The organism is Pseudomonas chlororaphis, from assembly GCF_001921865.1.
GTDB classification, from domain to species: Bacteria; Pseudomonadota; Gammaproteobacteria; order Pseudomonadales; family Pseudomonadaceae; genus Aquipseudomonas; species Aquipseudomonas chlororaphis_D.
Genome location: NZ_MSCT01000010.1, coordinates 97,614 through 118,349 on the forward strand (window position 1 = coordinate 97,614; position 20,736 = coordinate 118,349).

24 protein-coding genes are annotated in these 20,736 nt (G+C 65.9%); 4 read left to right on the plus strand and 20 right to left on the minus strand.

The window, feature by feature from the left end:
- The first annotated feature begins 51 nt into the window (after positions 1 to 51).
- On the plus strand, positions 52 to 681 hold the full coding sequence (locus BTN82_RS12880) for a LysE family translocator (RefSeq protein ID WP_075119872.1): 630 nt from the start codon (positions 52 to 54) through the stop codon (positions 679 to 681).
- A 150-nt stretch (positions 682 to 831) separates the two neighbouring features.
- On the opposite strand, the gene BTN82_RS12885 is transcribed toward BTN82_RS12880, so the two are convergent.
- The 17 genes from BTN82_RS12885 to BTN82_RS12965 all read right to left on the minus strand — a co-directional run bounded on the left by BTN82_RS12885 (position 832) and on the right by BTN82_RS12965 (position 15,848).
- Positions 832 to 1,617, minus strand: a complete 786-nt coding sequence (locus BTN82_RS12885) for a transporter (protein WP_075119495.1) — start codon at positions 1,615 to 1,617, stop codon at positions 832 to 834.
- A 62-nt stretch (positions 1,618 to 1,679) separates the two neighbouring features.
- Positions 1,680 to 2,033, minus strand: coding sequence for a DUF2493 domain-containing protein (locus BTN82_RS12890; protein ID WP_075119496.1), 354 nt, complete (start codon positions 2,031 to 2,033; stop codon positions 1,680 to 1,682).
- Complete coding sequence (locus BTN82_RS12895; RefSeq protein ID WP_075119497.1) at positions 2,021 to 3,730, minus strand: Na/Pi cotransporter family protein; 1,710 nt, start codon at positions 3,728 to 3,730, stop codon at positions 2,021 to 2,023. The genes BTN82_RS12890 and BTN82_RS12895 overlap by 13 nt, the downstream gene beginning before the upstream one ends.
- Positions 3,731 to 3,751: 21 nt before the next feature.
- On the minus strand, positions 3,752 to 3,964 hold the full coding sequence (locus BTN82_RS12900; RefSeq protein WP_075119498.1) for a hypothetical protein: 213 nt from the start codon (positions 3,962 to 3,964) through the stop codon (positions 3,752 to 3,754).
- 130 nt (positions 3,965 to 4,094) lie between these two features.
- The gene (mgtA, locus tag BTN82_RS12905) at positions 4,095 to 6,809 is read right to left on the minus strand and encodes a magnesium-translocating P-type ATPase (protein WP_075119499.1); all 2,715 of its coding nucleotides are present in this window, start codon (positions 6,807 to 6,809) and stop codon (positions 4,095 to 4,097) included.
- Between the two features lie 289 nt (positions 6,810 to 7,098).
- Positions 7,099 to 7,383: a hypothetical protein gene (locus BTN82_RS12910; RefSeq protein WP_075119500.1), complete on the minus strand. Its 285-nt coding sequence runs from the start codon at positions 7,381 to 7,383 to the stop codon at positions 7,099 to 7,101.
- Positions 7,384 to 7,849: 466 nt separating this feature from the next.
- The gene (locus BTN82_RS12915) at positions 7,850 to 9,007 is read right to left on the minus strand and encodes a glutathionylspermidine synthase family protein (protein ID WP_075119501.1); all 1,158 of its coding nucleotides are present in this window, start codon (positions 9,005 to 9,007) and stop codon (positions 7,850 to 7,852) included.
- Positions 9,008 to 9,019: 12 nt separating this feature from the next.
- A complete protein-coding gene (locus BTN82_RS12920) occupies positions 9,020 to 9,742 on the minus strand; it encodes a DUF1190 domain-containing protein (RefSeq protein WP_075119502.1) in 723 nt (240 codons plus the stop codon).
- Between the two features lie 20 nt (positions 9,743 to 9,762).
- Positions 9,763 to 10,191 carry a DUF350 domain-containing protein gene (locus tag BTN82_RS12925; protein ID WP_075119503.1) on the minus strand — a complete coding sequence of 143 codons (429 nt, stop codon included), beginning with the start codon at positions 10,189 to 10,191 and terminating at the stop codon, positions 9,763 to 9,765.
- 15 nt (positions 10,192 to 10,206) lie between these two features.
- Complete coding sequence (locus BTN82_RS12930) at positions 10,207 to 10,857, minus strand: DUF2491 family protein (RefSeq protein WP_075119504.1); 651 nt, start codon at positions 10,855 to 10,857, stop codon at positions 10,207 to 10,209.
- Positions 10,844 to 11,878 (minus strand): ion channel, encoded by a 1,035-nt coding sequence (locus tag BTN82_RS12935; RefSeq protein WP_075119505.1) that lies wholly within the window; start codon positions 11,876 to 11,878, stop codon positions 10,844 to 10,846. Before BTN82_RS12935 ends, BTN82_RS12930 begins: the two co-directional genes overlap by 14 nt.
- A gap of 71 nt (positions 11,879 to 11,949) precedes the next feature.
- Complete coding sequence (locus tag BTN82_RS12940; protein WP_075119506.1) at positions 11,950 to 12,516, minus strand: rhomboid family intramembrane serine protease; 567 nt, start codon at positions 12,514 to 12,516, stop codon at positions 11,950 to 11,952.
- Between the two features lie 181 nt (positions 12,517 to 12,697).
- The gene (locus tag BTN82_RS12945; protein ID WP_075119507.1) at positions 12,698 to 13,399 is read right to left on the minus strand and encodes a PspA/IM30 family protein; all 702 of its coding nucleotides are present in this window, start codon (positions 13,397 to 13,399) and stop codon (positions 12,698 to 12,700) included.
- A gap of 26 nt (positions 13,400 to 13,425) precedes the next feature.
- The gene (locus tag BTN82_RS12950; RefSeq protein ID WP_186828389.1) at positions 13,426 to 14,121 is read right to left on the minus strand and encodes a YjfI family protein; all 696 of its coding nucleotides are present in this window, start codon (positions 14,119 to 14,121) and stop codon (positions 13,426 to 13,428) included.
- 162 nt (positions 14,122 to 14,283) lie between these two features.
- Positions 14,284 to 14,727 carry a hypothetical protein gene (locus BTN82_RS12955; RefSeq protein WP_075119509.1) on the minus strand — a complete coding sequence of 148 codons (444 nt, stop codon included), beginning with the start codon at positions 14,725 to 14,727 and terminating at the stop codon, positions 14,284 to 14,286.
- Positions 14,728 to 14,772: 45 nt separating this feature from the next.
- Positions 14,773 to 15,273 carry a GNAT family N-acetyltransferase gene (locus BTN82_RS12960; RefSeq protein ID WP_075119510.1) on the minus strand — a complete coding sequence of 167 codons (501 nt, stop codon included), beginning with the start codon at positions 15,271 to 15,273 and terminating at the stop codon, positions 14,773 to 14,775.
- Complete coding sequence (locus tag BTN82_RS12965; protein WP_075119511.1) at positions 15,270 to 15,848, minus strand: GNAT family N-acetyltransferase; 579 nt, start codon at positions 15,846 to 15,848, stop codon at positions 15,270 to 15,272. Before BTN82_RS12965 ends, BTN82_RS12960 begins: the two co-directional genes overlap by 4 nt.
- 105 nt (positions 15,849 to 15,953) lie before the next feature.
- On the opposite strand from BTN82_RS12965, the gene BTN82_RS12970 reads away from it, so the two are divergent.
- Complete coding sequence (locus tag BTN82_RS12970; RefSeq protein WP_075119512.1) at positions 15,954 to 16,541, plus strand: LysE family translocator; 588 nt, start codon at positions 15,954 to 15,956, stop codon at positions 16,539 to 16,541.
- A gap of 74 nt (positions 16,542 to 16,615) precedes the next feature.
- Here the strand turns inward: BTN82_RS12970 and BTN82_RS12975 are convergent, their stop codons facing one another.
- From BTN82_RS12975 to BTN82_RS12985, 3 genes are all read right to left on the minus strand, one after another.
- On the minus strand, positions 16,616 to 17,443 hold the full coding sequence (locus BTN82_RS12975) for an AraC family transcriptional regulator (protein ID WP_075119513.1): 828 nt from the start codon (positions 17,441 to 17,443) through the stop codon (positions 16,616 to 16,618).
- 40 nt (positions 17,444 to 17,483) lie between these two features.
- A complete protein-coding gene (locus BTN82_RS12980; protein ID WP_075119514.1) occupies positions 17,484 to 17,987 on the minus strand; it encodes a VOC family protein in 504 nt (167 codons plus the stop codon).
- A 108-nt stretch (positions 17,988 to 18,095) separates the two neighbouring features.
- Positions 18,096 to 19,010 (minus strand): LysR family transcriptional regulator, encoded by a 915-nt coding sequence (locus tag BTN82_RS12985; protein ID WP_075119515.1) that lies wholly within the window; start codon positions 19,008 to 19,010, stop codon positions 18,096 to 18,098.
- 111 nt (positions 19,011 to 19,121) lie between these two features.
- Here BTN82_RS12985 and BTN82_RS12990 point away from each other — a divergent pair, with 111 nt between their 5' ends.
- Together BTN82_RS12990 and BTN82_RS12995 are read left to right on the plus strand one after the other, a co-directional pair.
- Positions 19,122 to 19,967 carry an oxidoreductase gene (locus tag BTN82_RS12990; RefSeq protein WP_075119516.1) on the plus strand — a complete coding sequence of 282 codons (846 nt, stop codon included), beginning with the start codon at positions 19,122 to 19,124 and terminating at the stop codon, positions 19,965 to 19,967.
- 193 nt (positions 19,968 to 20,160) lie between these two features.
- Positions 20,161 to 20,724 (plus strand): GGDEF domain-containing protein, encoded by a 564-nt coding sequence (locus tag BTN82_RS12995; protein WP_075119517.1) that lies wholly within the window; start codon positions 20,161 to 20,163, stop codon positions 20,722 to 20,724.
- Positions 20,725 to 20,736: the final 12 nt, after the last annotated feature.

A 20,736-nucleotide genomic window follows, 5' to 3' on the forward strand; every position in this document is an offset into this window, starting at 1 on the left:
CTGGTGTATGCTGGCCGACCTATCGTTTTAGTCATCGCTGGGAGGGTCCGGATGGACGCCACTACGCTGTTTCTGTACGTCGTCACCGTCAGCGCGGTGATGATGACCCCCGGGCCGTCGATGCTCCTGGCGCTGAATAACGGCGCCGCCCACGGCATGCGCGTGGCGGGTTGCGGCATGGCCGGCGCGGCCTTGTCCGACTTGCTGCTGATCGGCGCGGTGGGTTGTGGTTTGGGGGCGTTGCTGCAAGCTTCCGAGCAGTTGTTTGCCGTGGTCAAGTGGGGCGGCGCGGCGTACCTGCTGTACCTGGCCTGGGTGCTGTGGCGGGCGCCGACCACGGCGCTGGCAGCGCAGAGCGCGGGCAACGCCAGCAGCGGCCGCGGGGCTTTCATGCGTTCGTTGCTGGTGGGCTTGTCGAACCCCAAGGGGGTGCTGTTTTTCTCCGCCTTCCTGCCGCAGTTCGTGCGTCCCGACGAACCGGTGGCGCAGCAGTACCTGATCCTGGCGCTGGTCAGCGCGGCGATCGACTGCGTGATGATGGCGGTCTACGCCTTTGGTGGGCGGCATGCCATGCGCACCTTCTCCGCGCGGGTGATGCGCTGGATCAACCGCAGTTGCGCCGGCATGCTCGCCGTCCTCGCGGTGGGCCTGAGCCTGTACCGGCGCAGCGATATCCGCTGAGCTGGCGGCGTTCGAGCCATCGGCGCGTTGCGCCTATCGCCAGCAAGCTGGCTCCTACAGGTCTTGCGGTGAACACGGATTTGCGGCGGGCGCCGATCCTGTAGGCGCGCAGCTTGCTCGCGATGGCGGTGGCTCAGGCGCCGCGTTGTTTCAGAACCTCAGGGTCGCGCCGCTGGTCAGCCAGCGGTCGCGGGCTTCGGTCAGTTGGGCGCCGAGTATCAGGTCCAGGTCCAGGTTCGCGCCCACATGCAGCCGCGGCCCGGCCTGCCAGGCCTGTTCGCCGCCGCGCTGGCCGTAGCGTTCGGCGACCAGGGTCAGGCGCTGGCCCAGGTCGTATTCGAGGCCGCCGCCCCAGGTCCAGCGGTGGTTCTGCTGGCCGTCGTCGTAGGCGTGGCTCCAGCCGGCGTTGACGTTCAGGCGCAGGTTGTCCAGGGGCTGGTAGGTCAGGGGCAGGCTGAGGTCGCCGCCGTCGAACGAATGGCCGCGGTCGAGGGCGAAATGCGCGGTCGTCGCCAGGGCCAGTTGCAGGCCGAGATCCTCGCGGTTCCATAGCTGCGCCTTGAGTTGCGGGCTGACCTGGGTTTCGCCGTGGCCGTCCTCGCGGGTGCGCTCGATGGCCGTGCCCAGTTGCAGCCACGGCAGGCTGGCGAAGGTGCAGGCCGGCGAAAGCACCGCGCCATGGCTGGAGCCGTGGTGACGCAGGTCCTGGTACCAGATATCCAGGTTGCATTCCCCCGGGGCATTGATCGCGCCGTCGTCCACGACATAGGCGCCGCCCGCGGCATTGGCCTTGGCCATCAGGGTCAGCAGGCCGATCACGCTCAGGGTCAGGCCGACGAAGATCAGGTTGCGCCGCAGCATGCGGCGTCTTGCCGGCGGCAGGTCGCGGGTGAGCTGGGCGAAGCGGTTGCTGCGTGGCAGGTGGTGCTTGGTCATGTCGAGTCTCACTGAAAGAGGGGGAGCGGCGCGGGCCGCTCCGGGGTCGAGGGGAAAGCGGTTCATGGCCAGTCGTTGACCGACAGGGTCTGGATGCCCGCGGCCCGGGCCTGGGCCAGCAGCTCGTCGGTGTCGTCGCCGCCGGGCAGGGCGATGACGATGTCGGGCCGGCTGTCGCGGAGCATGAAGCTGTTGCGCAGGCGTTCGGCGAGCTTGCCGTGCATCTGCCAGTTGGCCGGGTAGCGCACGATGTCGGCGCCGATTTCCCGGCCCCAGTCTTCGATTTGCCCGCCGAGGAACTGGCTGCCGCCGTGGATCAGCACCCGCACCTCGTGCAGGCGCTGGAAGGCGTCGAGCACCCGGCGGCACAGGCGCTCGTCGGTGTAGTGGCGGCCGGCGCAGATCAGGACGCGCATCGCACAGCCTCCTTGGCGCCTGCTTCGAGGTTCGGCGGGCTGTCCGGCAGCGCCTCGCTCAGTTCGGCGTTGTCCAGGTCGCGCTCGCCGGCGCGTTCCAGCACCGGGTAGGCCAGGGCGGCGATATGGTGGTGCACGCGCCGATAGTCGCGCAGCACGCGCTGGAAAATATCCCCGGACTCGGCCCAGGCGGTGCGGTCTTCGCGCAGGCTGCGAAAGTGCTCGCGGCTGGCGTCGGCCTCCAGCCGGCGGACCAATTCCTTGCGGTCCACCAACTGGTGGGCGTTACCCAGGTCTTCGCGCAGGAACACGGTGATCGCCAGGCTCAGGCTGTCGACCACGGCCTGGTGCAGCGGCTGGATGCAGTCCAGCTCGAACACCGAGAACTGCTCGCCGCGCCGCAGCCGGCGCGCCGCCAATTGGGTCAGGCTGCTGGAGAGGATGTCACCGGCATGTTCGAGGTTGATCGCGAACAGGAGGATTTCCTGGGCGCGGTCGGCGTCCTGGTCGCTGATGCCGTCCTGGCCGATGTCCGCGAGGTACGCGCGGATCGCGGCGCTGAGCAGGTCCAGCGACTGGTCGACGCGCCGCACTTCGTCGGCGCCGGCCGGGGTCGAGGCCTGGAACAGGCGCAGTACCCGGTCGAGCATCAGCGACAGCATGTCGGCCAGGCGCAGGGCCTCGCGGGCGGCGTTAGACAGGCCGATATTGGCCACCGCCAGCCCGGCTTCGTCCAAGTACTGCGGCATGCCCGGGTCGGCGTCGCGCTGCGGTTCGGGCAGCAGGCGGGTCAGCAGCGCGGCCATGGGCCGGGTCAGGCCGATGAACAGCAGGGCCAGCGCCAGGTTGAACAGGCTGTGCAGGTAGACCACTTGCAGGCTGGCGTCGAGGGCCGCGACTGGCGCACTTTGCGCAAGCGAAGGCAGGCACGGCAGCAACGCCGCGGCGCCGCACAGGCGCACCAGCAGATTGCCCAGGGGCAGGCGCCGGGCGACGCTGGAGTCGGCATTGACCAGCGCCGGCAGGGCCGCGCCGATATTCACCCCCAGCACCAGGGCCAGGGCGGTCACCGACGACAGCAGGCCGGTGGCGGCCAGGGACGCCACCAGCAGCACCACGGCCACGCTGGAGTGGCACAGCCAGGTCAGCAGGGCCGCCAGCAGCAGGGCGATCAGCAGGTCGCCGTCGAGGCCGCGCATCAGGGCGGCGAACACCGGCGTGCCTTCGACGTCGCCCAGGGTGCTGCCGAGCATGCGCAGGGCCAGGAGCATCAGCCCCAGGCCGATCAGCGCGCAGCCCAGGCTTTCAAAACGCGAGTCGTCGCGCAGGCGCAAGACGATAAAACCGCCCAGCAGCACCAACGGCGCGAGGATCGACATATCGACGCTCAGCAGTTGCACCACCAGGGTCGAGCCGATGTTGGCGCCGAGCATCACCGCCAGCGCCGGGGCCAGCCCCAGGGCGCCGGTGGCGGTGAAGGAACTGGCCATCAGGCTCACCGCGGTGCTGCTTTGCAGGACCCCGGTGATGGCGATGCCGGACAACAGGGCCATCCAGCGGTTGTCCAGGTGCTGCCCCAGCCACTGGCGCAGCTGGGTGCCGAAGCCGCGCAGCAGCGCCGAGGAAATCATCTGGGTGCCCCACAGCAGCAGGGCGATGGAGCCGGCGAGGTTGATCAGCAGAGTAGTTCCCGACATGAGGACTCTCCCTTTCTTATTTCATTTGGCGGATCGCAGCAGGTGGATGCAGCGGCGATGAATGGCGCTGGCAAAGCCCAGCAGCAGGCGGATCTCGACCCCGCTCAACAGGCCGCGGGCGTACATCCGCACGCTGGCGCGGGTCAGCAGGGTGGCGATCTGTTCCAGGACGATGACCAGCAGCGCGCGGCAGGCGCGCTCGGCCAGCGACAGCAGTTCGGCGATCGGTTTCATGTGGGATGCTCCACGTGGGCGGCGCCCGGGAGGGCGCCGCTTTGCGGCTATCGCGAACTCGCTCCTACAAGGACGGAGGGAAATCTGTAGGAGCGAGCTTGCTCGCGATGGCCGCGCTACGGTGCCAGCCTCAGAACCACTGCTTGAAGCGGCGGATGTAGAGGGTCTTCATGGTCTGCGCCACCACGCAGTAGCAGAGCAGGGTGCCGACCAGCCAAGGGAAGTACTCCCACGGCAGCGGGACCAGGCCGACCATTTCGCCCAGCGGCGAGAACGGCACGTAGATGCCCAGGGCCATCACCAGGCCGGTCATCAGCATCACCGGCAGCGCCGCGGTGCTCTGGATGAACGGGATCTTCTGGGTGCGCAGCATGTGCACCACCAGCGTCTGCGAGAGCAGGCCCTCGATGAACCAGCCGGACTGGAACAGGGCGGCCATTTCCACGCTGTTGGCGGCGAACACGAACCACATCAGGGCGTAGGTGGTGATGTCGAAGATCGACGAGGTCGGCCCGATCCACAGCATGAAGCGGCCGATGTTCTTGGCGTCCCACTTGCGTGGCTTGCGCAGGAACTCCTTGTCCATCTTGTCCCACGGCAGCGACAGCTGGGAGATGTCGTACATCAGGTTCTGCAGCAGCAGGTGGATCGCCAGCATCGGCAGGAACGGGATGAACGCACTCGCCACCAGCACCGAGAACACGTTGCCGAAGTTGGAGCTGGCGGTCATGTTCAGGTACTTCATGATGTTGCCGAAGGTCTCGCGACCCTTGATCACCCCTTCTTCCAGGACCATCAGGCTCTTTTCCAGGAGGATGATGTCCGCCGATTCCTTGGCGATATCGGTGCCGCTGTCCACCGAGATGCCCACGTCGGCGTCGCGCAGCGCCGGGGCGTCGTTGATCCCGTCGCCGAGGAAGCCGACGGTGTGGCCGTTGGCTTGCAGCGCCTTGAGCACCCGGGATTTCTGCAGCGGGGTGAGCTTGGCGAACACCGTGCGTTCTTCCACCAGGCGCCCGAGCACGGTGTCGTCCATGTGCTCGATATCGCGGCCGAGCAGGGGTTGGCCGACGTCCAGGCCGACTTCGCGGCAGATCTTCGCGGTGACGATCGGGTTGTCGCCAGTCAGCACCTTCACCGCCACGCCGTTGGCGTGCAGGGCGGCGATGGCCGGGCCGGCGGTTTCCTTCGGCGGATCGAGGAAGGTCAGGAAGCCTTCGATGATCAGCTCGCGTTCGTCGCTGGCGCTGTACTGCTGGCGAGTCTGCCCCGGCGCCAGGTCGCGGGTGCCGAGCAGCAGCACGCGGAACCCGTCGCGGTTGTATTCCTCGGCCAGTTCCAGCAGCGCCGCGCGGCGCCCGGCGTCGAGGGCCACGGTGACACCGTCCTGGCGCACGCGGGTGGCGGTGTCGAGCATTTCCTCGACCGCGCCCTTGCACACCAGCAGGTGATGGCCGCTGTCGTCGGCGAGGATCACCGAGAGGCGCCGGCGGACGAAATCGAACGGCAGCTCGTCGACCTTGCTCCACTCCTGGGGCGCGCTGAACTTCGGGTTATCCTCGGCGAACCGCACCACCGCGCGGTCCATCAGGTTTTTCATGCCGCTCTGGTGGAAGCTGTTCAGCCAGGCCAGTTGCAGCACCTGGTCGCAGCGGCTGCCGCTGATGTCGACGTGGTGTTCGAGGATGATCCGGTCCTGGGTCAGGGTGCCGGTCTTGTCGGTGCACAGCACGTCCATGGCGCCGAAGTTCTGGATCGCGTTGAGGCGCTTGACCACCACCTTGCGCTTGGCCATGGCCGCGGCACCCTTGGCCAGGTTGGCGCTGACGATCATCGGCAGCATTTCCGGGGTCAGGCCGACCGCCACGGCCAGGGCGAACATGAACGCCTCGGCCCAGTCGCCCTTGGTGAAGCCGTTGATCAGCAGCACCACCGGCACCATCACCAACATGAAGCGGATCAGCAGCCAGCTGACGCTGTTGACCCCGCGGTCGAAGGCGGTCTGGGTGCGCGAGCCGACGATGGAGCGCGCCAGGGAGCCGAAGTAGGTGCGCGCGCCGGTGGCCACGACTACCGCGGTGGCGGTGCCGCTGACCACGTTGGTACCCATGAAGCAGATGTTCGGCAGGTCGAGCAGGTCCTGCTGGTCGGCCGCGGTGCGGTGCGCGGATTTCTCTTGCACCGCGCCCAGGGTGTCGTATTTCTCTACCGGCAGCGCTTCGCCGGTCAGCACTGCCTGGCTGATGAACAGGTCGCGGGACTCGATCAGGCGGATGTCGGCGGGAATCATGTCGCCGGCCGACAGCTGCACGATGTCGCCGACCACCAGGTCGCGCATCGGCACTTCGCGCAGCGCAGCCTTCATGCCCATCTGTTCGCGCCGCAGCACGGTGGCGGTGGTCCGCACCATGGCCTTGAGCGCCTCGGCGGCCTTGGCCGAACGGTATTCCTGCCAGAAGCGCATCAGGCCGCTGACCAGCACCATGACCAGCACGATGATCACCCCGGTCAGGTCGGTTTCTTCACCGGCCTGCAGCGGCAGCCAGAAGTCGGTGAAGAAACTGATACCGGTCAGGGTCATCAGCACATAGATGAACGGGTTGTTGAAGGCTTGCAGCAATTGCACCAGCGCGTGGGGCGGCCGGTCGTGGGCCACTTCGTTGAAGCCGTCGCGTTGCAGGCGGCCTTCGGCGTCGAGTTCGGTCAGGCCGTTGGCGTGCGACTTGACGTTGTCCAGGGTCACGCCAAGGCTGTTCTGCGCTTCGCGGGCGGCGCGCATCGACAGTCGGGTGTCGTCGCGAGTGGGGTTTTGCGAGGAGGCGGTGCGGTTTTTTACAGTCGTCATTGCGTGTGCTCCTGCCGCAGGCTTGCGGCACGACACACAGACCACTCAGCTATTCAAAGACGAGCGAACGTATGTCGAGCCGCAAGTAAGCGATCGATTCAGGTAGTTGCGTTTTATTGGTTTTAACGTTCGCCGCCTATCCATGGAACATGGATAAACGGCGAACCTACTACTGGCTTCTTCCATAACGATAACCACCAACTTTTTGTTTTAAGCAGGCAATAGAAAGTTGCCGAATTCCTTATTCAGGAAAACGCCGGGGAAGGACTTGAAAGTGCCTTCGATCGAACTAGAAGTGCGAACCCCGTGACAGGCTCAGCAGTAGGCCGGCCTGCATCAGCAGAGCGGCCAGGCTTCGACTCTGCGGGTCCTGGCTGTCGTCGAAGCTCCAGCGTTGCTGGAGTTGGCAGGTGACCGGACAGACGCGCCAGTTGGCCCGCGCACGGGTTGGGGAGGAGGGGGTGGAATACAGGGTGCCGACCCGGGAAGCGGCCGCGCGCTCAGCGCAGGGCTTGACCCGCATGGTCGATGCAAAGGCGCGTACGCCGGGCATTACAGTGGATTTGAAGTTCATAACCGTTGCCTCGCGACCGGACTGCTTCCGGTGAAGGCAAGTTACGAAGGAGCGTCAAGCTCTAGCGCAGCTCACCCGACCGAAACGTCGAGCCCCGTCATTTTCTGGGTTAAGTGCCCAGCCCTGCGCAAGCGCATCGACCAGACAGCGTCTAGATACTGTGTCCATTGGCTTCTTTAGTGAGTTGAAAAAAGGCCGGTTTGACCGGCCCGCGCAATTTACTCAGGCGGGGGTATCAAGTCAAGGTTAAATTAGCGCGAATTAAGTGTTCGTTCAGCTTTAAGTAAAGTCTCTGTTTGGCGGCGGATAAATGATGGGACAAGTTAGATGGGAAAGATCTGAAGAGTGGCCATGAACTGGCGTCAGCGATAGTTGTTATCTCGAACCGCTGGGTAATCGTTGGCGGATATAAGAGGCTGCCGGGGCGCAGGACGCACCCCGGCACTTTCGTTTATGCGCCCGTGCTTCAGTCGAGGATCAAGTGCGGCAGGAAGCGGCTGGAGTCCTTGGTGATCAGGCTGTCGTCTTCGCGCACGCCGATGCCGGCGGCCTGGTCGCCGATGACCCAGGAGCCGATCAGGGTGTAGCTGTCGCCGAAGCGCGGCAGCGGGGCGAAGGATTGCAGGATGTACGGCGCGTCGGTGTAGGGGCCGTCTGCCTTGACCACCTCGTCCTGCGGAGTGCGCAGCTCGATGTTGGCGCCCTCGCGGGAAAAGAACGGCTTGCGCACCCAGCCCTTGGGCACCGCGCGCTGCGGATGCGGGTCCAGGTGGGTTTCCAGCAGGTTCGGGTGGCCCGGGTGGGCTTCCCAGAGCAGCGGCAGGATGCCCTTGTTGGACAGGATGGATTTCCACGCCGGCTCGAAGAACTGCGTGTCGCTGGCGGCGATCGCCGCGCCGAAGGGTTCGTGGAAGATGAACTCCCAGGCGTGCAGCTTGAACAGGTGCGGGATCCAGCGGTCTTGCAGGTCGACGAAGCGCCCTTCGGCGGTGAGGCCGATGTCTTCCACGTCGATATGCCGCGACTCGATGCCGACCTTTTCCGCGATCAGGCGCAGGTAGTCGGTGGTGGCGCGGTCTTCCACCGAGTCCTTCATGGAGGCGAAGTAGAACGGGTGCTTGATCCCCAGTTGGGCGAAGGCCTGGTGCAGCCGGGTGTCGATGCTGTTGAACTGGTCGGCGTGGCGCGGCAGCAGGCCGCGCTCGATGTTCTGCTCCAGCCAGCCCCACTGGAACGCGGCGGTCTCGTAGAGGCTGGTGGGCGTGTCGTAGTTGAGCTCCAGCAGCTTGGCCGGGCCCTGGCCGTCGTAGGAAAAATCCAGGCGGCCGTAGAGGTGCGGGTGACCGTCGAGCCATGAAGTGCGGATCATGTCGTAGAAGGCCGGCGGGATGCTCAGGCGCTCCAGCAGCGCCTCGTCGCGCACCACCCGGTCCACCAGGTCCATGCACATCTCATGGATCTCGGTGGTCGGGTCTTCCAGGTCGTCCTCGATCTGCTTGAGGCTGAACTGGTAGTAGGCGCTTTCGTCCCAGTAGGCTTCGCCGTCGATGGTGTGGAACAGGAAGCCGAGTTTTTCCGCGGTCTGGCGCCAGTCCGGGCGTTCGTTGCAGAGGATTTTCTTCATCGCGCTGGCCCCTTAGCTGCTCGAGCGCCCCGAACCCCAGCCCTTGCTCGAACTCGAGCCGCCCCAGCCGCTGCGGGCGCTGGCCTGGCTGCCGAAGCCGCCGCGGGAGGTGGAGGAGGCCACGGACATCGGGCGCGTGGCGCTGGTCTTGAAACCGTTGCCCGATTGCGCCTGGCGCGACTTGCTGAAGGTCGAGCCGCTGGCGATGCGCTGGTTGAGCGTCGAGTTGGCGTAGCCGCCGCGGTTGTCGCGGTAGCGGTAGACCGGCTCGGAGTAATAGTTGCGGTTGCCGCCGCTGAGCAGGTTGCCGATCAGCAGGCCGGTGAGCAGGCCGCTGTCGTTGCTGCTGAACGACGAGCTGCGGCCGGCCTCGGGGCTGACCCCGGCGGCCGCCAGTTGCTCGCGGGTGAAGGCGCCCTGGGCGTTGATTTCAAAGCCGCCCAGCTTCGGCACGAACTTGCCGCTGGAGTCCATCTGGCACCAGTTCTCGACGAAGTCGGCGTCGCAATCGGCCTGGTTATCGTAGACCGGCGCCTGGGCGCGGTGCTCGGCCATGGCCTTGATATAGGCATCGGAGCAGATGTCCACGGCGATCTTGCCGTCCACGCATTCCTGCACCGACTGGAAGTTGAATTTCTGCTGGACCGCCAGGGTCTCCGGCTCCGAGTTGCAGCCCGAGACTGCCAGCGCCACCGAGGCGGCCAGGGAGAGCTGAACGTATTGGCTTCGTTTCATCGAGGGCTCCGTACGGTCGATCAGTTCTGCGAAGGGGTCATGCAGGCGGCGTTGAGCAGGCCGACGCTGATGGCCACGGCGGCGACATAGATGCCGGCGGCGATTTCGCCGTTGCGGATGCGTTGCGAGGTGCCCTTGAGCACCAGGCTGGTCATCAGGAACGCCAGCAGTTGCACCACGGCGGCGATCAGCGCCCAGACGGCGAAGTCCAGCAGGCTGACGGAGTAGGCGATGACGTTGCTGGCCGGGATCGCGAAACCGATGATCGCGCCGCCCAGGGCGATGGCCGCGGCGATGTTGCCGTCGCGGATCAGCTCGAACTCCTTGTGCGGGGTCATGCGGGTGTAGACGAACTGGAACAGGGCGAACAGCACGGCCGCGCCGAGGATATAGGTCAGGAACCCGACCACGGCGAATTTGTTCAGGGAAATCGAGAGGGCTTCAAGCATGGGGTCGGGTCCTTGTCAGAGGGTGTGCAGGTCGGTCATGTACAGGGAAATGCCCAGGGAGGTCACCAGGCTGACGCTGCCGTCGGCGTACTGCTCCACGGAAAACAGCAGGAACTCGCGGCGCTGGGTCAGGCCGGTGTCGCGGGCGTAGAGCATCGAGTGGCTGTCGAAGGCGAAGGTCTCGTCGGGTTTGGAGACTTGCTCGCGCAGTGGCACCAGCTCGGTCTGCCCGGCTTCGGTGCCCCATTCGCGCTGGTATTCGACGCCGTCGAGGCTGTAGGTGGGGCGGCCGATCAGGCTGTCGGGGCCCGCCAGGCGCCGCAGCTCGGCTTCGCTGTTGAGGGCCTGGTTGCTCAGGTAGTTGAACAGGATGATCGATTTGACTTCGCCGTCGATGCCGCCGCCGGTGTGCACCTGCAACCAGTAGTCTTCGTCGTCCAGGTAGTAGCGCGACAGCCATTCGGACTGGCCCAGGTCCACCAGGCCTTCGCTGTAGATCGACTGGTCGCCGGGGATCGCCACGGCGCTGTTGCCGTCGAGCAGCAGCTTGAGGCTGGCGTCGAAACGGATGCTCGCGCCCATGCTCAGGCCCAGCGGCCCGGTGGCGAAAGTCGTGCCGGTGGCGGTTGGGGCCTGCAACCCCAGAAAGCGTTTAAACCATCCCATTGGCAATGTCCTTGAGGCGGGTGGAAGCAATGTAGAAAAGTTCGCCGCCGCGCACCTGCGTGTCGCCGTGCGGGTTGATCCGCGGCTGCTGCGTGCCCGGGGCGCGGTAGCCGATCAGGGTGGCGTTGTGCTCGTTCTTGAGGCGAACGTAGAGCTCGGCGAAGCTGCCCTCGTAAGTCTCGGGCAGGCGCATGACGTATTGGGTGGCGCCTTCGCCGACGCACAGCAATTCGTTGATCACCATCGAGGAACCCGGGTCCTGGGAGGAGCGCACGAGCATTTCGATGGCCATGCTCGAGGTGCACTCCAGCTTCGGCGCGTAGGAGGCGGCGAGGGCGGCGATCTCGCTGTCGTTGAAGTGGGCGACCACGTGCCCGGCCGGGTTCAGCTGGTTGATCGCCAGCACGCTGGCCAGGGTCAGGTCGTCGGAGCGGGTGCGTACCAGCACGCGCTCGGCGCCGGGCACGCCGGCGCGCAGCAACAGGGCCGCGGAAGACAGGCTTTCGCCGCGCACGAACGCGGCCTGGCCCTGCATCGGGTTCTCGTCGAGGGTGGCGTCGCAGATGACGATCAGGTTGTCGTTGGAGGTTTCGTCCTGCAGGAGCAATTCGATCACCCGTTCGCTGGACGCGCCTTCCCAGCCGACCAGCACGGTATGCCCGGTCTTGCCGGTGAAGTCGCCTTTGCCTTTCATGCCTTTTCTCCAAACGTCGATGACGCTGCTGGTGGTCTTGCCGATGGCCGCGGTCAGCAGCGCGATGCCGCCGAGCATCACCCACACGGCCACGAACACCCGGCCGGCGGCGGATTGCGGCGACAGGTCGCCGTAGCCCACGGTCAGGGTGGTGGTGAAATAGAAATAGATGAAGGTCGCGGGCGCGGTGAGCTGCCGTTCGCCCAGGACCAGCAGGCCGAGGTAGGAAATCGCCCCATGGGCGCCGAGGGCCATGGCCAGGCCCATCCAGCCGAAGCGCTGGAAGAAGGTCGCGGTGTACGCCCGGAGCAAGATGAAAATCGACATCGAATCCCTGATTTCCTGATGAGCTGATCTATCCGTGAGTCGGCATGCGCAGGGCCCTGGCGGGGCGTGCGTCATGGCCGCGCGGCATTAGACATCGGCTTGGCGCCGGTTAAAAGCATTTTTGCCGCGACGAACCCGGCGAACGCCCCGGCGATGTGCCCCTCGAAGGACACCCCGGCCCGCGGCAGGAAACCCAGCACCAGGCCGGAATACAGGAACAGCGTGACACCGGCGGCCAGCAGGTTGCCCCAGCTGCGCAGCAGCCAGGCCCGGGTGAGGATGTAGGCCCACAGGCCGAAGACCCAGCTGCTGGCGCCCACGTGAATGCCGCGAAAGCCGAACAGCCAGACCAGCGCGCCGCCGAGCAGGATGACGATCAGGCTGACCGCCACGAAGCGCCGCTGGCCTTCGGCGATCACCATTGCGCCGAGGATCAGGAACGGCACCAGGTTGGCCGTCAGGTGGGTAAAGGAGCCGTGGAGAAAAGGCGAGGCGAGGATGCCCGGCACACCCTGCAGGGTGCGCGGGATCAGGCCGAAGACGTTCAGGCTGTAGCCGCTCAGGCTGTTGAGCACCTGGATTGCGATCATCGCCAGGGCCAGGCCGGCGAGCGTCTTGAAGCCGTTTGCAACTGCCATCGGGGCCCTCCAGGAGGCCGGAAAAGTGCCGGATGCAGATGTAGCCGCTGGCGAAGCCTGCGCTCGACTGCGCAGCAGTCGCAAAACCTGAACCTGCGGTCTTTCTGAACTACCGTGTCGTTTGGTTTTACGCCGGCTGCGCCGCCGCACGCAGCCTGCGGCAGCGGCTACAGGGCGGCGTTTACTCGGCCGACTTTTGTTTCTTCAGGCGTTCGAGAATGGCGTTGGCGCTGCCATGGTCGGGCACGATGTTGGCTTCGCGCAGGCGGCGTTCCAGATCGTTGCCGTTGCTTGCGTCAGCCAGTTGCTCCTGGGCGTCCATTTCCGCCGCGCGCTGGTCTTGCTTGGCTTGCAGGCGGTTCAGGGTGTTGACCGCGGTTTCCAGCTTGCCGTTGGCGCCGCCGCTGGCGATCGAGGCGCTGACCTGGGCCTTCTGCACGCTTTCGCGGGCCTTGGCCATGTCCACTTGCTGGCGCAGGCTGCGGATGCGGGCCTCGGCCTTGCCGATGTCCTTGCGCATTTTCTCGGCGTAGGTGCCGAACTCGCTGGACTGCTTCTGTTCCGCTTCCAGGCCGGTGGTCAGGGTCGAGATGGCTTCGGCGACTTCCAGGGCCAGGTCTTCGCGGTTGGCTTGCAGGGCGGCCACGGCCTTGGATTCCAGGTCGGCGATCTTGGCGGTGAATTCGCTCACCCGCTCCGACGACAGCTTGTGCTTGGCCATGATGGTGACCAGCTCGCGCTTGGCGTTGGAGAGGGCGTTGTCGGCGTCGCGGATTTCCTGATCGAGAATGCGCAGGGCCTGCTGGTCGGCGATGGCTTCGCCGACTTCGTTGGCGCCGCCGCGCAGGGCGGTGAACAGTTTGTTCCAGATGGACTGGGTCATGTGGGTGTACTCCGTATTCTCGGCAATCAGTTGAAGAAGCTTTCGAAGGCTTCGGTGGCGCGCTGGACGTTGTCCACCAGGGTCTTGATCTCGGTGACCACGTTGGTCAGGTTGGAACCCGAGCTCAGGGCGCCGAACATGTTGTAGACGGTCTGGCCGTTGGGCATGGACTCGATGCCGATCGAGGAGAGGGGGAACATCTCCCGGCTGCGCAAGACCGCGTCGTTGAAACGGGCGACGTCGTTGATCGACTCCAGGTCCACCAGCACGGTGTCGACGATGATCTGCTCGCCGACCACCGCGATGTAGATCGGCAGGCCGCCGAACTCGTGCATGTCCAGCTTGATGCTTTGCTCGGCGCCCTGGATCAGGGTCAGGCCGATTTCGTTCGAGGCCACGTCGTCCAGGGCCTGCAAGGCGCTGAAGAGGCGGTCGATGGTCCAGTTCTCACCTGCAATCATGTCGGTCTCCAATACCGGTGCGCCGCCGATCAGCGGTTGGCGCAGCTTCTTCTCGATGTGCTTGAGCACGCTCCGGTTTTCCGGAAGCACCCAGGTTTCGTGTTTCACATAACCAGCGGCACTCAGGCCCGCGCGCATCTGTTTCATGTAGAAGCTCGAGGGTTTCTTGCCTGCTGCCTTGTTGCTGGAGCGCTCTCCTTGGCGACTCTCTGAGGAAGCCCGCGGGTCAGCAGGCTGACTGGCCGGGAGGGTCTTTTTCATGGGGTGACTCCGTTGTTCACGTATCACGCGTGAGAACATTACAGGGTGATTTATCGGTCTGCAATCACTCACGCGTGATATTTTCATGACGGCTTCGGGTCGTAGGCAGGCAGGGCGGCGTGCTGCCATGGATAAGCCTCGAGGCTACAACCCGCGGGACTCTCAGTGCAAAATCGCCAGCCGCAGACGCAGGCGCGCGACCTGGTTCGCTTGTTCCTGGCGTTCCGCCGGGCTCAGCGTTCGCTCGGCGTATTCGCGGCTGACAAACAGGATTGCGTCGTTGCCGTCGGGTTCGTTCGGGTAGTGCGGATGCTCGGCTATCTCTTGCAGCAGTTCGCGGGTCACCGCCACCACGTGAAAGTGCACGCTGAAGCCGCTGGAGAAACCGAGCTTGTAGAACACCACTTTATGCGGCTCGTACTCCAGTCGCAGCAGGCGCTCGCTCAGCGCCAGGACTTCGCCCAGCGCGCTCAGTGCCGGTGGCGGGAGCTCGGCGAGGTCGCTGGCCGGGGCCCGGGAGGCGACGATCAGGCTGCCCGGATGACGCGCATCGCGGCGATAACTGAGTTGCCAGTGTTCGGTATCCAGCAGGTTCATTGAATCCATGTCGTGGGGACTCCCTGGTCAATGGACGCGGCGTTGCCGCCGCGCTCAGGCGCTGTCGCCAGCGCGAAAGCCATACAGGATACAGGGATAACCGTCGGCGTTGGCCGGCTGGCAACTGAAGGCGCCGTTGCTGAGCGGGGGAATCACCCGGCCCCAGAACTCCCGGGCGGGCCGGTTGGCCTCCAGATGCATGACCTGCCATTGGCCCGGCGTGGCGGCGAGCAGTTGGCGCAGCGCTTGCCTGCCGATGCCCCGGCCGCGGAACCGGCGGCTGATAAACCAGTAGCCGAGGTTGTACTGCGCTTCGGCCAGCCGCACCTTGTCGTCCACCGTGGCGAAGCCGGCCAGTTCGCCATCGACGCGGATCAGGTAAGGGCGGGTGGCCGCCTGGCGCCAGTATTCGAGCAGCGGCTGGAGCGGGAACAGGCCGTGGCGGCCGAGGGTGATCGGCAGCCATTCGCTGAGTTCGTAGAGGTAGAACTGCATCAGGTTTTCCAGGCATTCCAGCTCATCGCGCTGGGCCGGGTGCAGTTCGACCAGGTTCATGGTTGCGGGCTGCGCAAGGCGGCGAAATAGCGTTCGGCGTCGAGGCTGTACAGCAGGCTCGGGGCCAGGTCCGGGAAGTCCTCCAGTTCGCCGTCGCGGGTCAGGCCCAGGCGTTCCAGGGCACGGCGCGATGGCAGGTTGTCGGGGCGCACCAGGCCGATCACCTGCGGCGCGTGCAACCCGTGGAACGCCAGGTGCAGCGCGGCGTTGGCCATTTCGTTGGCGTAGCCCCGGCCCCAGGCGTCGACGGCGAAACGAAAGTACAGGTTGAGTCCGCGGCGCTCGCCGAAACGGCCCTGCATGATGCCGCCGAAGCCCAGCGCCCGTTCGGGTTGCGCCCGCTCGCAAACCAGCCAGTAGCCGAAACCCTGTTCCTGCCAGTGTTGAATCCAGCCTTGCAGCTTGTGCCGGATACCGTCGCGGCTGTCCGGGCCGGCTGGGTTGTAGCGCTGGGTCCGTGGGTCGCCGTGGATCGACTGGGCGATCTCCAGGTCATCGGCCGTCGGTGCCCGCAACAGCAGGCGGGCGGTCAGGGTCGAGGGATGGGCGAGGGCGTCGGGCACTGCATCGGGCATGGCATCGATCCGTCAATCGAGGGGGTATTTTTCTTCAATACAGGGTCGGGGCCGCGCACCTAGTGTGGTCGCCGGACTCTCCGATTGATCCTTTGAAGGTGTGTGATGAGCGTAGTGTTTTCCATGGCGGCCTTCGCGCTAGCCTCTTCGATTACCCCCGGCCCGGTCAATATCGTGGCCTTGAGTTCCGGCGCGCAGTTCGGCTTTCGCGCCAGCCTGCGGCATGTCGGCGGCGCGACCCTGGGGTTTGTGCTGTTGCTGGTGTTGATCGGCCTGGGGCTACACGAGCTGTTGCGCCTGTGGCCGGCGCTGACCCGGGGCATCCAGCTGTTCGGGGTGGCCTTCCTGTTGTTCATGGCCTGGAAACTGGCGCGGGACGACGGCCGCCTGGGCAGCGACGACCACGCCAGGGCGCCCTCGGCCTGGTACGGCGCGCTCATGCAATGGCTCAACCCCAAGGCCTGGCTGGCCTGCGTCGCCGGCATGGGGGCGTTTGCCGCCAACGGCGAGGCGCTGCTGGTGTGGCAGTTCGCGCTGGTGTACTTCGTGATCTGCTACCTGTCGATTGCCTGCTGGGCCTACGCCGGGACCTTTCTGCGCCAGTACTTGAGCAACCCGAAGGGCATGCGCCTGTTCAACCGCAGCATGGCGGCGCTGTTGGCGGCGAGTGCGGTGTATCTGTTGTTGCCCTGAGTCGGCGTTGGCTTTATCGCGAGCAAGCTCGCTCCCCTGTAGGAGCGAGCTTGCTCGCGATAAGGTCGGGAAGATCAGCCGCGATACTGCCCCGGCGTCGCCGCCAGGTGCTGCTTGAACGCGCGCTGGAAATGCGCCTGGTCGGCGAAGCCGGCTTCCAGGGCGACCTCGGCGATCGGCTCGCCGTCGCGCAGCCGGGTCTGGGCGAATTGCACGCGCTGGTTGACCACAAAGGCGTGGGGCGTCATGCCGTAATGCTGCTTGAAGGCGCGGATCAGGTAGGACGGCGACAGCTCGGCGGCCTGGCAGATTTCCTCCAGCTTCAGCGAGCGGGTGCAGTGCTCGCGGATGTAGTCGGCCGCCCGGAGCAGTTTTTGGTTGTGCGCGCGCGGTGGGCCGCCCGCCGGGTTCAGGCGCTGTTGCAGGTCGCTGAAAAATGTTAGCGCGGCGGCGTGCTTGTCCGGCGTCGCGGTGCGTTCGTCCACCAGCACCTCGTACAAGGCATTCAGCCCGGCAAAGAGGGCGGGGTCGTCGCTGTGCGTCGTGGCGAAGGCGCGAAAGCCCAGCGCCTGGCTGAAGCCCAGTCGATGTTGCAGTTCGGTCAGCCAGTGGGTATCGACATAGAGCATGCGATACGACCAGGGCTGGTCGTCGATGGGGTTGCAGGCGTGCACGGCGCCGGGGTTCATCAGCACCACGGTGCCGGCGCCGATGCGAAATCGCGCCTGTTCGTGCAGGTAGGTGCTGTGCCCGGCGGTGATGGCGCCGATGGAAAAGTGCGCGTGGGCATGCCGGGCGTAACAGACCTTGCGCCCGTCGGCGATCGAGCGGGCCTCGATAAACGGCAGCGCCGCGTCGCGCCAGAACTGCGGGGCGGTATCGGGGCTCAGGCTCGGCTTCATCAAGGGGACCTCCATCGGCACGCGTTGGCAGCCGAGTGTATTAGGTCTGGCCGGCGAAGGCTCGCTCCAGCGCGGCGATATCGAGCTTTTTCATCCGCAGCAGGGCCTGCATGACCCGTTGCGACTTGGCCGGGTCGGGGTCGGTCATCCAGTGGTTCAGCGCGCTGGGCACGATCTGCCAGGACAGCCCGAACTTGTCCTTGAGCCAGCCGCACTGCTGGGCTTGTGGCGCGCCGCCGTAGGACAGCGCGCTCCAGAAGTGGTCGATTTCCCCCTGGTTCTGGCAGTTGACCTGCAGCGAGACGGCTTCGTTGAACTGGAATGCCGGCCCGCCGTTGAGGCCGGTGAAGGTCTGGCCGTCGAGCTCGAAGGACACCGTCATCACCGAGCCTTCGGGGCGACCGTGGAACTCGAACCCGGCCTTGCCGTAATGGGTGAGGGCGATGATGCGCGAGTGCTCGAAGATCGAGCAGTAGAACTGCGCGGCGGCTTCGGCCTGTTGGTCGAACCACAGGCAGGGGGTGATGCGGTGGAGGTGCGGCATGACGATTCTCCTCGGCGGTGGGATCACGCTTGAGCAAGCGTAGTCAGCCCAGGGGCGTCTGGGGCTGCCGTAGATCGACAAAGCCGCTCGTCCTGGCCGCGAGACGGCTCAGGGGCGCATGCCCTGTTCGGCCGCCCAGGCGCTGGCCATGTCGATGAAGGCCCGCAGTTTCGGCTGGCTCTGGGTGCGTCCGGGAAAGTACAGGTACAAGCCCGAGCTCAGCGGCACGAACGGTTGCAGCACGCGCTCCAGGCGTCCGCTGGCCAGGTCGTCGGCCACCTCCAGGTCGCAGGCGTAGGCCAGCCCCTGTCCGGCTCGCGCGGCGGCGATCAGCAGGCCGCGGTCGTTGACCACCAGCGCGCCCTCGACGCCGACGGTGAAATCCCGCCCGTTGCGCCGGAACTCCCAGCGATGGGTCGTGCCCGAGGTGAGGAAGCGATAGCCGATGCCCTGGTGCCGGGGCAGCTCTTCCGGAGTCTGCGGCCTGCCGGCCCGGGCGAAATAGTCCGGAGAGCCGACGACCGACCAGGGCAGGTCCGACGTCAGGCGTACGGCGACCATGTCCTTTTCGATCGACTCGCCCAGGCGGATGCCGGCATCGAAGCCGGCGCTGACCAGGTCGACCGTGGCATCGTCCAGGGAAATCTCCAGGCGCACATCCGGGTAGGCCGCGCGAAAACGCGGGATCAGCGGTTCGAGCAACAGGCTGCCGGACAGCCGCGGCGCGGTCAGGCGCAAGGTGCCCAGCGGCCGGTCGCGGTAGCTGCCGAGCAGTGCCAGGGCGTCGCCGATTTCATTGGCCGCCGGGCGCAGGCGGGCGAACAGGCTGCTGCCGGCTTCGGTCAGGGCCACGCGCCGCGTGGTGCGCTGGAACAACAGCACGCCGGTGCGCCGCTCGAGGGTTTTCACCGCCTGGCTGACAGCGGTCGGGGTGACCCCCAGTTGCGTGGCGGCAAGGGTGAAACTCTTGTGTTCGGCGACGGCGAGAAACTCGGTGAGGCCGTCGAAAGGGTCCTGGTTCATCGCCCGCTCATTATGAATTGGAAGTTCATAGTGCTTGTAACACGAGGCCGTTTTTCCGGGTAATGTTCCTGCGTACCTTGTGCAGCACCTACTCCTTACAAGGTATCGATCATGACGTCGCAAACAACTTTCAAACGTGTCTGGCTGATCACCGGGGCTTCCCGCGGCATCGGCGCGAAAATCACCGCCGCGGCCCTGGCCCATGGCGACGCGGTGGTGGCCACCGCACGCAACGCGCAATCGCTCGTCGAGCGTTTCGGCGCCCAGCCGGGCCTGCTGGCGGTGCCGCTGGACGTCACCGACGAGGCCCAGGCTCGCGATGCGGCGCAGATCGCCGTCGAACACTTCGGGCGCATCGACGTGCTGGTCAACAACGCCGGCTTCGGCCTGCTCGGCGCGGTGGAGGAAGCCAGTTCGGACGAGATCCGCCGGGTCTATGAAACCAACGTGTTCGGCCTGCTCAATGTCACGCGCGGGGTGCTGCCGCACATGCGCGCCGCGCGCCGCGGCCATGTGATCAATATCTCGTCGATCGGCGGTTATGTGTCGGGGCCGGGCTACGGCGTGTACTGCTCGACCAAGTTCGCCGTCGAAGGCCTGAGCGAAGCCCTGTACGCCGAACTGGCGCCCCTGGGGGTGAAGGTCACGGTGGTCGAGCCGGGGTATTTCCGCACCGACTTCCTGGACGGCAATTCCCTGGTGGAGTCGCCGGCCAGCATCGCCGACTACGCGACGACCGTCGGCGAAGTGCGCCAGCAGGCCAAGGCCTATAACCAGCAACAACCGGGCGACCCGGACAAGCTGGCACAGGCGCTGCTGGCCCTGGTCGAGGCCGGGCACGCGCCGCTGCGCCTGCCGCTGGGCAGCGACACCCTGGCGGCTATCGCGGCGAAGAACGCCTACGTCGAGCAGGAAACCGCGGCGTGGCGGGCGTTGTCGGCGTCCACCGATTTCTGAGGCCACGGTCGCGACCCGCGGCCCTGCGCGAGCAAAACGGTCCTGCCGCCCACGCCGGGCGGCAGGGGCGAGCCCTGGCCGGCTGTCGGAAGTTGCGGCAAGAAGCCATCAGGGAGGGGGTGCAGAGGGGATTCCAGGCCCGCGGCAGCTACGCTGAAGCCAGATCCCCCCAATGGAATGGAGTGCGAGTGCGATGTTTTCACCCGATAAACCCGTCCAGGCACCGAGCGAGGTGCCTCAAGCCGAGGCGGACGATCCGTCGCGGCAACTGTTGCGCGAGCACAACCGTCGGGCCGAGCAGGAGCTGGCCGCGGTCCAGGTCGCCAACCTCGATGAGCTGACCCTGCTACCCAACCGGCACGGCTTCGCGGTGCTGGCGGGGGACGCGCTGGCAATCTGCAAGGACCTGAACCTGCCGGCGACCCTGCTGCTGTTCGATCTCGACGACCTCTACCGGATTGGCCAGGCCTATGGCCTGGACGAAGGCGCCGCGGCCCTGCGCACCTTCGCCGACGGCCTGCGCATCGCCTTTCGCGAAAGCGACGTGGTCGGGCACCTGGAGTACCAGCGTTTCGCGGTGCTGCTGAGCGGTTCCGAGCGGGTCGAAAAACTGGCGATCATCGCGCGCCTGCAAGAGATTCTCCATGAGCGCACCCGCACCTCGCAGTGTGGCTACGACATCAGCTTCAGCATCGGCCAGGTCGAGTTCGATCCGCAGCAGCCGGCGGATGTGGACAGCTTGCTGGCGCAGCGCTGAACCGGGCCGATC

Bases quoted from the DNA above. Each gene is read 5' to 3' on its own strand.
- BTN82_RS12980 (WP_075119514.1), bottom strand. From the start codon at position 17,987: ATGCCGCACCTCCACCGCATCACCCCCTGCCTGTGGTTCGACCAACAG.
- BTN82_RS12955 (WP_075119509.1), bottom strand. From the start codon at position 14,727: ATGGATTCAATGAACCTGCTGGATACCGAACACTGGCAACTCAGTTAT.
- BTN82_RS12940 (WP_075119506.1), bottom strand. From the start codon at position 12,516: ATGGCAGTTGCAAACGGCTTCAAGACGCTCGCCGGCCTGGCCCTGGCG.
- BTN82_RS12990 (WP_075119516.1), top strand. From the start codon at position 19,122: ATGACGTCGCAAACAACTTTCAAACGTGTCTGGCTGATCACCGGGGCT.
- BTN82_RS12945 (WP_075119507.1), bottom strand. From the start codon at position 13,399: ATGACCCAGTCCATCTGGAACAAACTGTTCACCGCCCTGCGCGGCGGC.
- BTN82_RS12920 (WP_075119502.1), bottom strand. From the start codon at position 9,742: ATGAAACGAAGCCAATACGTTCAGCTCTCCCTGGCCGCCTCGGTGGCG.
- BTN82_RS12965 (WP_075119511.1), bottom strand. From the start codon at position 15,848: ATGCCCGATGCAGTGCCCGACGCCCTCGCCCATCCCTCGACCCTGACC.
- BTN82_RS12910 (WP_075119500.1), bottom strand. From the start codon at position 7,383: ATGAACTTCAAATCCACTGTAATGCCCGGCGTACGCGCCTTTGCATCG.
- BTN82_RS12960 (WP_075119510.1), bottom strand. From the start codon at position 15,273: ATGAACCTGGTCGAACTGCACCCGGCCCAGCGCGATGAGCTGGAATGC.
- BTN82_RS12985 (WP_075119515.1), bottom strand. From the start codon at position 19,010: ATGAACCAGGACCCTTTCGACGGCCTCACCGAGTTTCTCGCCGTCGCC.
- BTN82_RS12885 (WP_075119495.1), bottom strand. From the start codon at position 1,617: ATGACCAAGCACCACCTGCCACGCAGCAACCGCTTCGCCCAGCTCACC.
- BTN82_RS12915 (WP_075119501.1), bottom strand. From the start codon at position 9,007: ATGAAGAAAATCCTCTGCAACGAACGCCCGGACTGGCGCCAGACCGCG.
- BTN82_RS12900 (WP_075119498.1), bottom strand. From the start codon at position 3,964: ATGAAACCGATCGCCGAACTGCTGTCGCTGGCCGAGCGCGCCTGCCGC.
- BTN82_RS12880 (WP_075119872.1), top strand. From the start codon at position 52: ATGGACGCCACTACGCTGTTTCTGTACGTCGTCACCGTCAGCGCGGTG.
- BTN82_RS12975 (WP_075119513.1), bottom strand. From the start codon at position 17,443: ATGAAGCCGAGCCTGAGCCCCGATACCGCCCCGCAGTTCTGGCGCGAC.
- BTN82_RS12935 (WP_075119505.1), bottom strand. From the start codon at position 11,878: ATGTCGATTTTCATCTTGCTCCGGGCGTACACCGCGACCTTCTTCCAG.
- BTN82_RS12890 (WP_075119496.1), bottom strand. From the start codon at position 2,033: ATGCGCGTCCTGATCTGCGCCGGCCGCCACTACACCGACGAGCGCCTG.
- BTN82_RS12970 (WP_075119512.1), top strand. From the start codon at position 15,954: ATGAGCGTAGTGTTTTCCATGGCGGCCTTCGCGCTAGCCTCTTCGATT.
- BTN82_RS12925 (WP_075119503.1), bottom strand. From the start codon at position 10,191: ATGCTTGAAGCCCTCTCGATTTCCCTGAACAAATTCGCCGTGGTCGGG.
- BTN82_RS12995 (WP_075119517.1), top strand. From the start codon at position 20,161: ATGTTTTCACCCGATAAACCCGTCCAGGCACCGAGCGAGGTGCCTCAA.
- BTN82_RS12950 (WP_186828389.1), bottom strand. From the start codon at position 14,121: ATGAAAAAGACCCTCCCGGCCAGTCAGCCTGCTGACCCGCGGGCTTCC.
- BTN82_RS12930 (WP_075119504.1), bottom strand. From the start codon at position 10,857: ATGGGATGGTTTAAACGCTTTCTGGGGTTGCAGGCCCCAACCGCCACC.
- mgtA (WP_075119499.1), bottom strand. From the start codon at position 6,809: ATGACGACTGTAAAAAACCGCACCGCCTCCTCGCAAAACCCCACTCGC.
- BTN82_RS12895 (WP_075119497.1), bottom strand. From the start codon at position 3,730: ATGTCGGGAACTACTCTGCTGATCAACCTCGCCGGCTCCATCGCCCTG.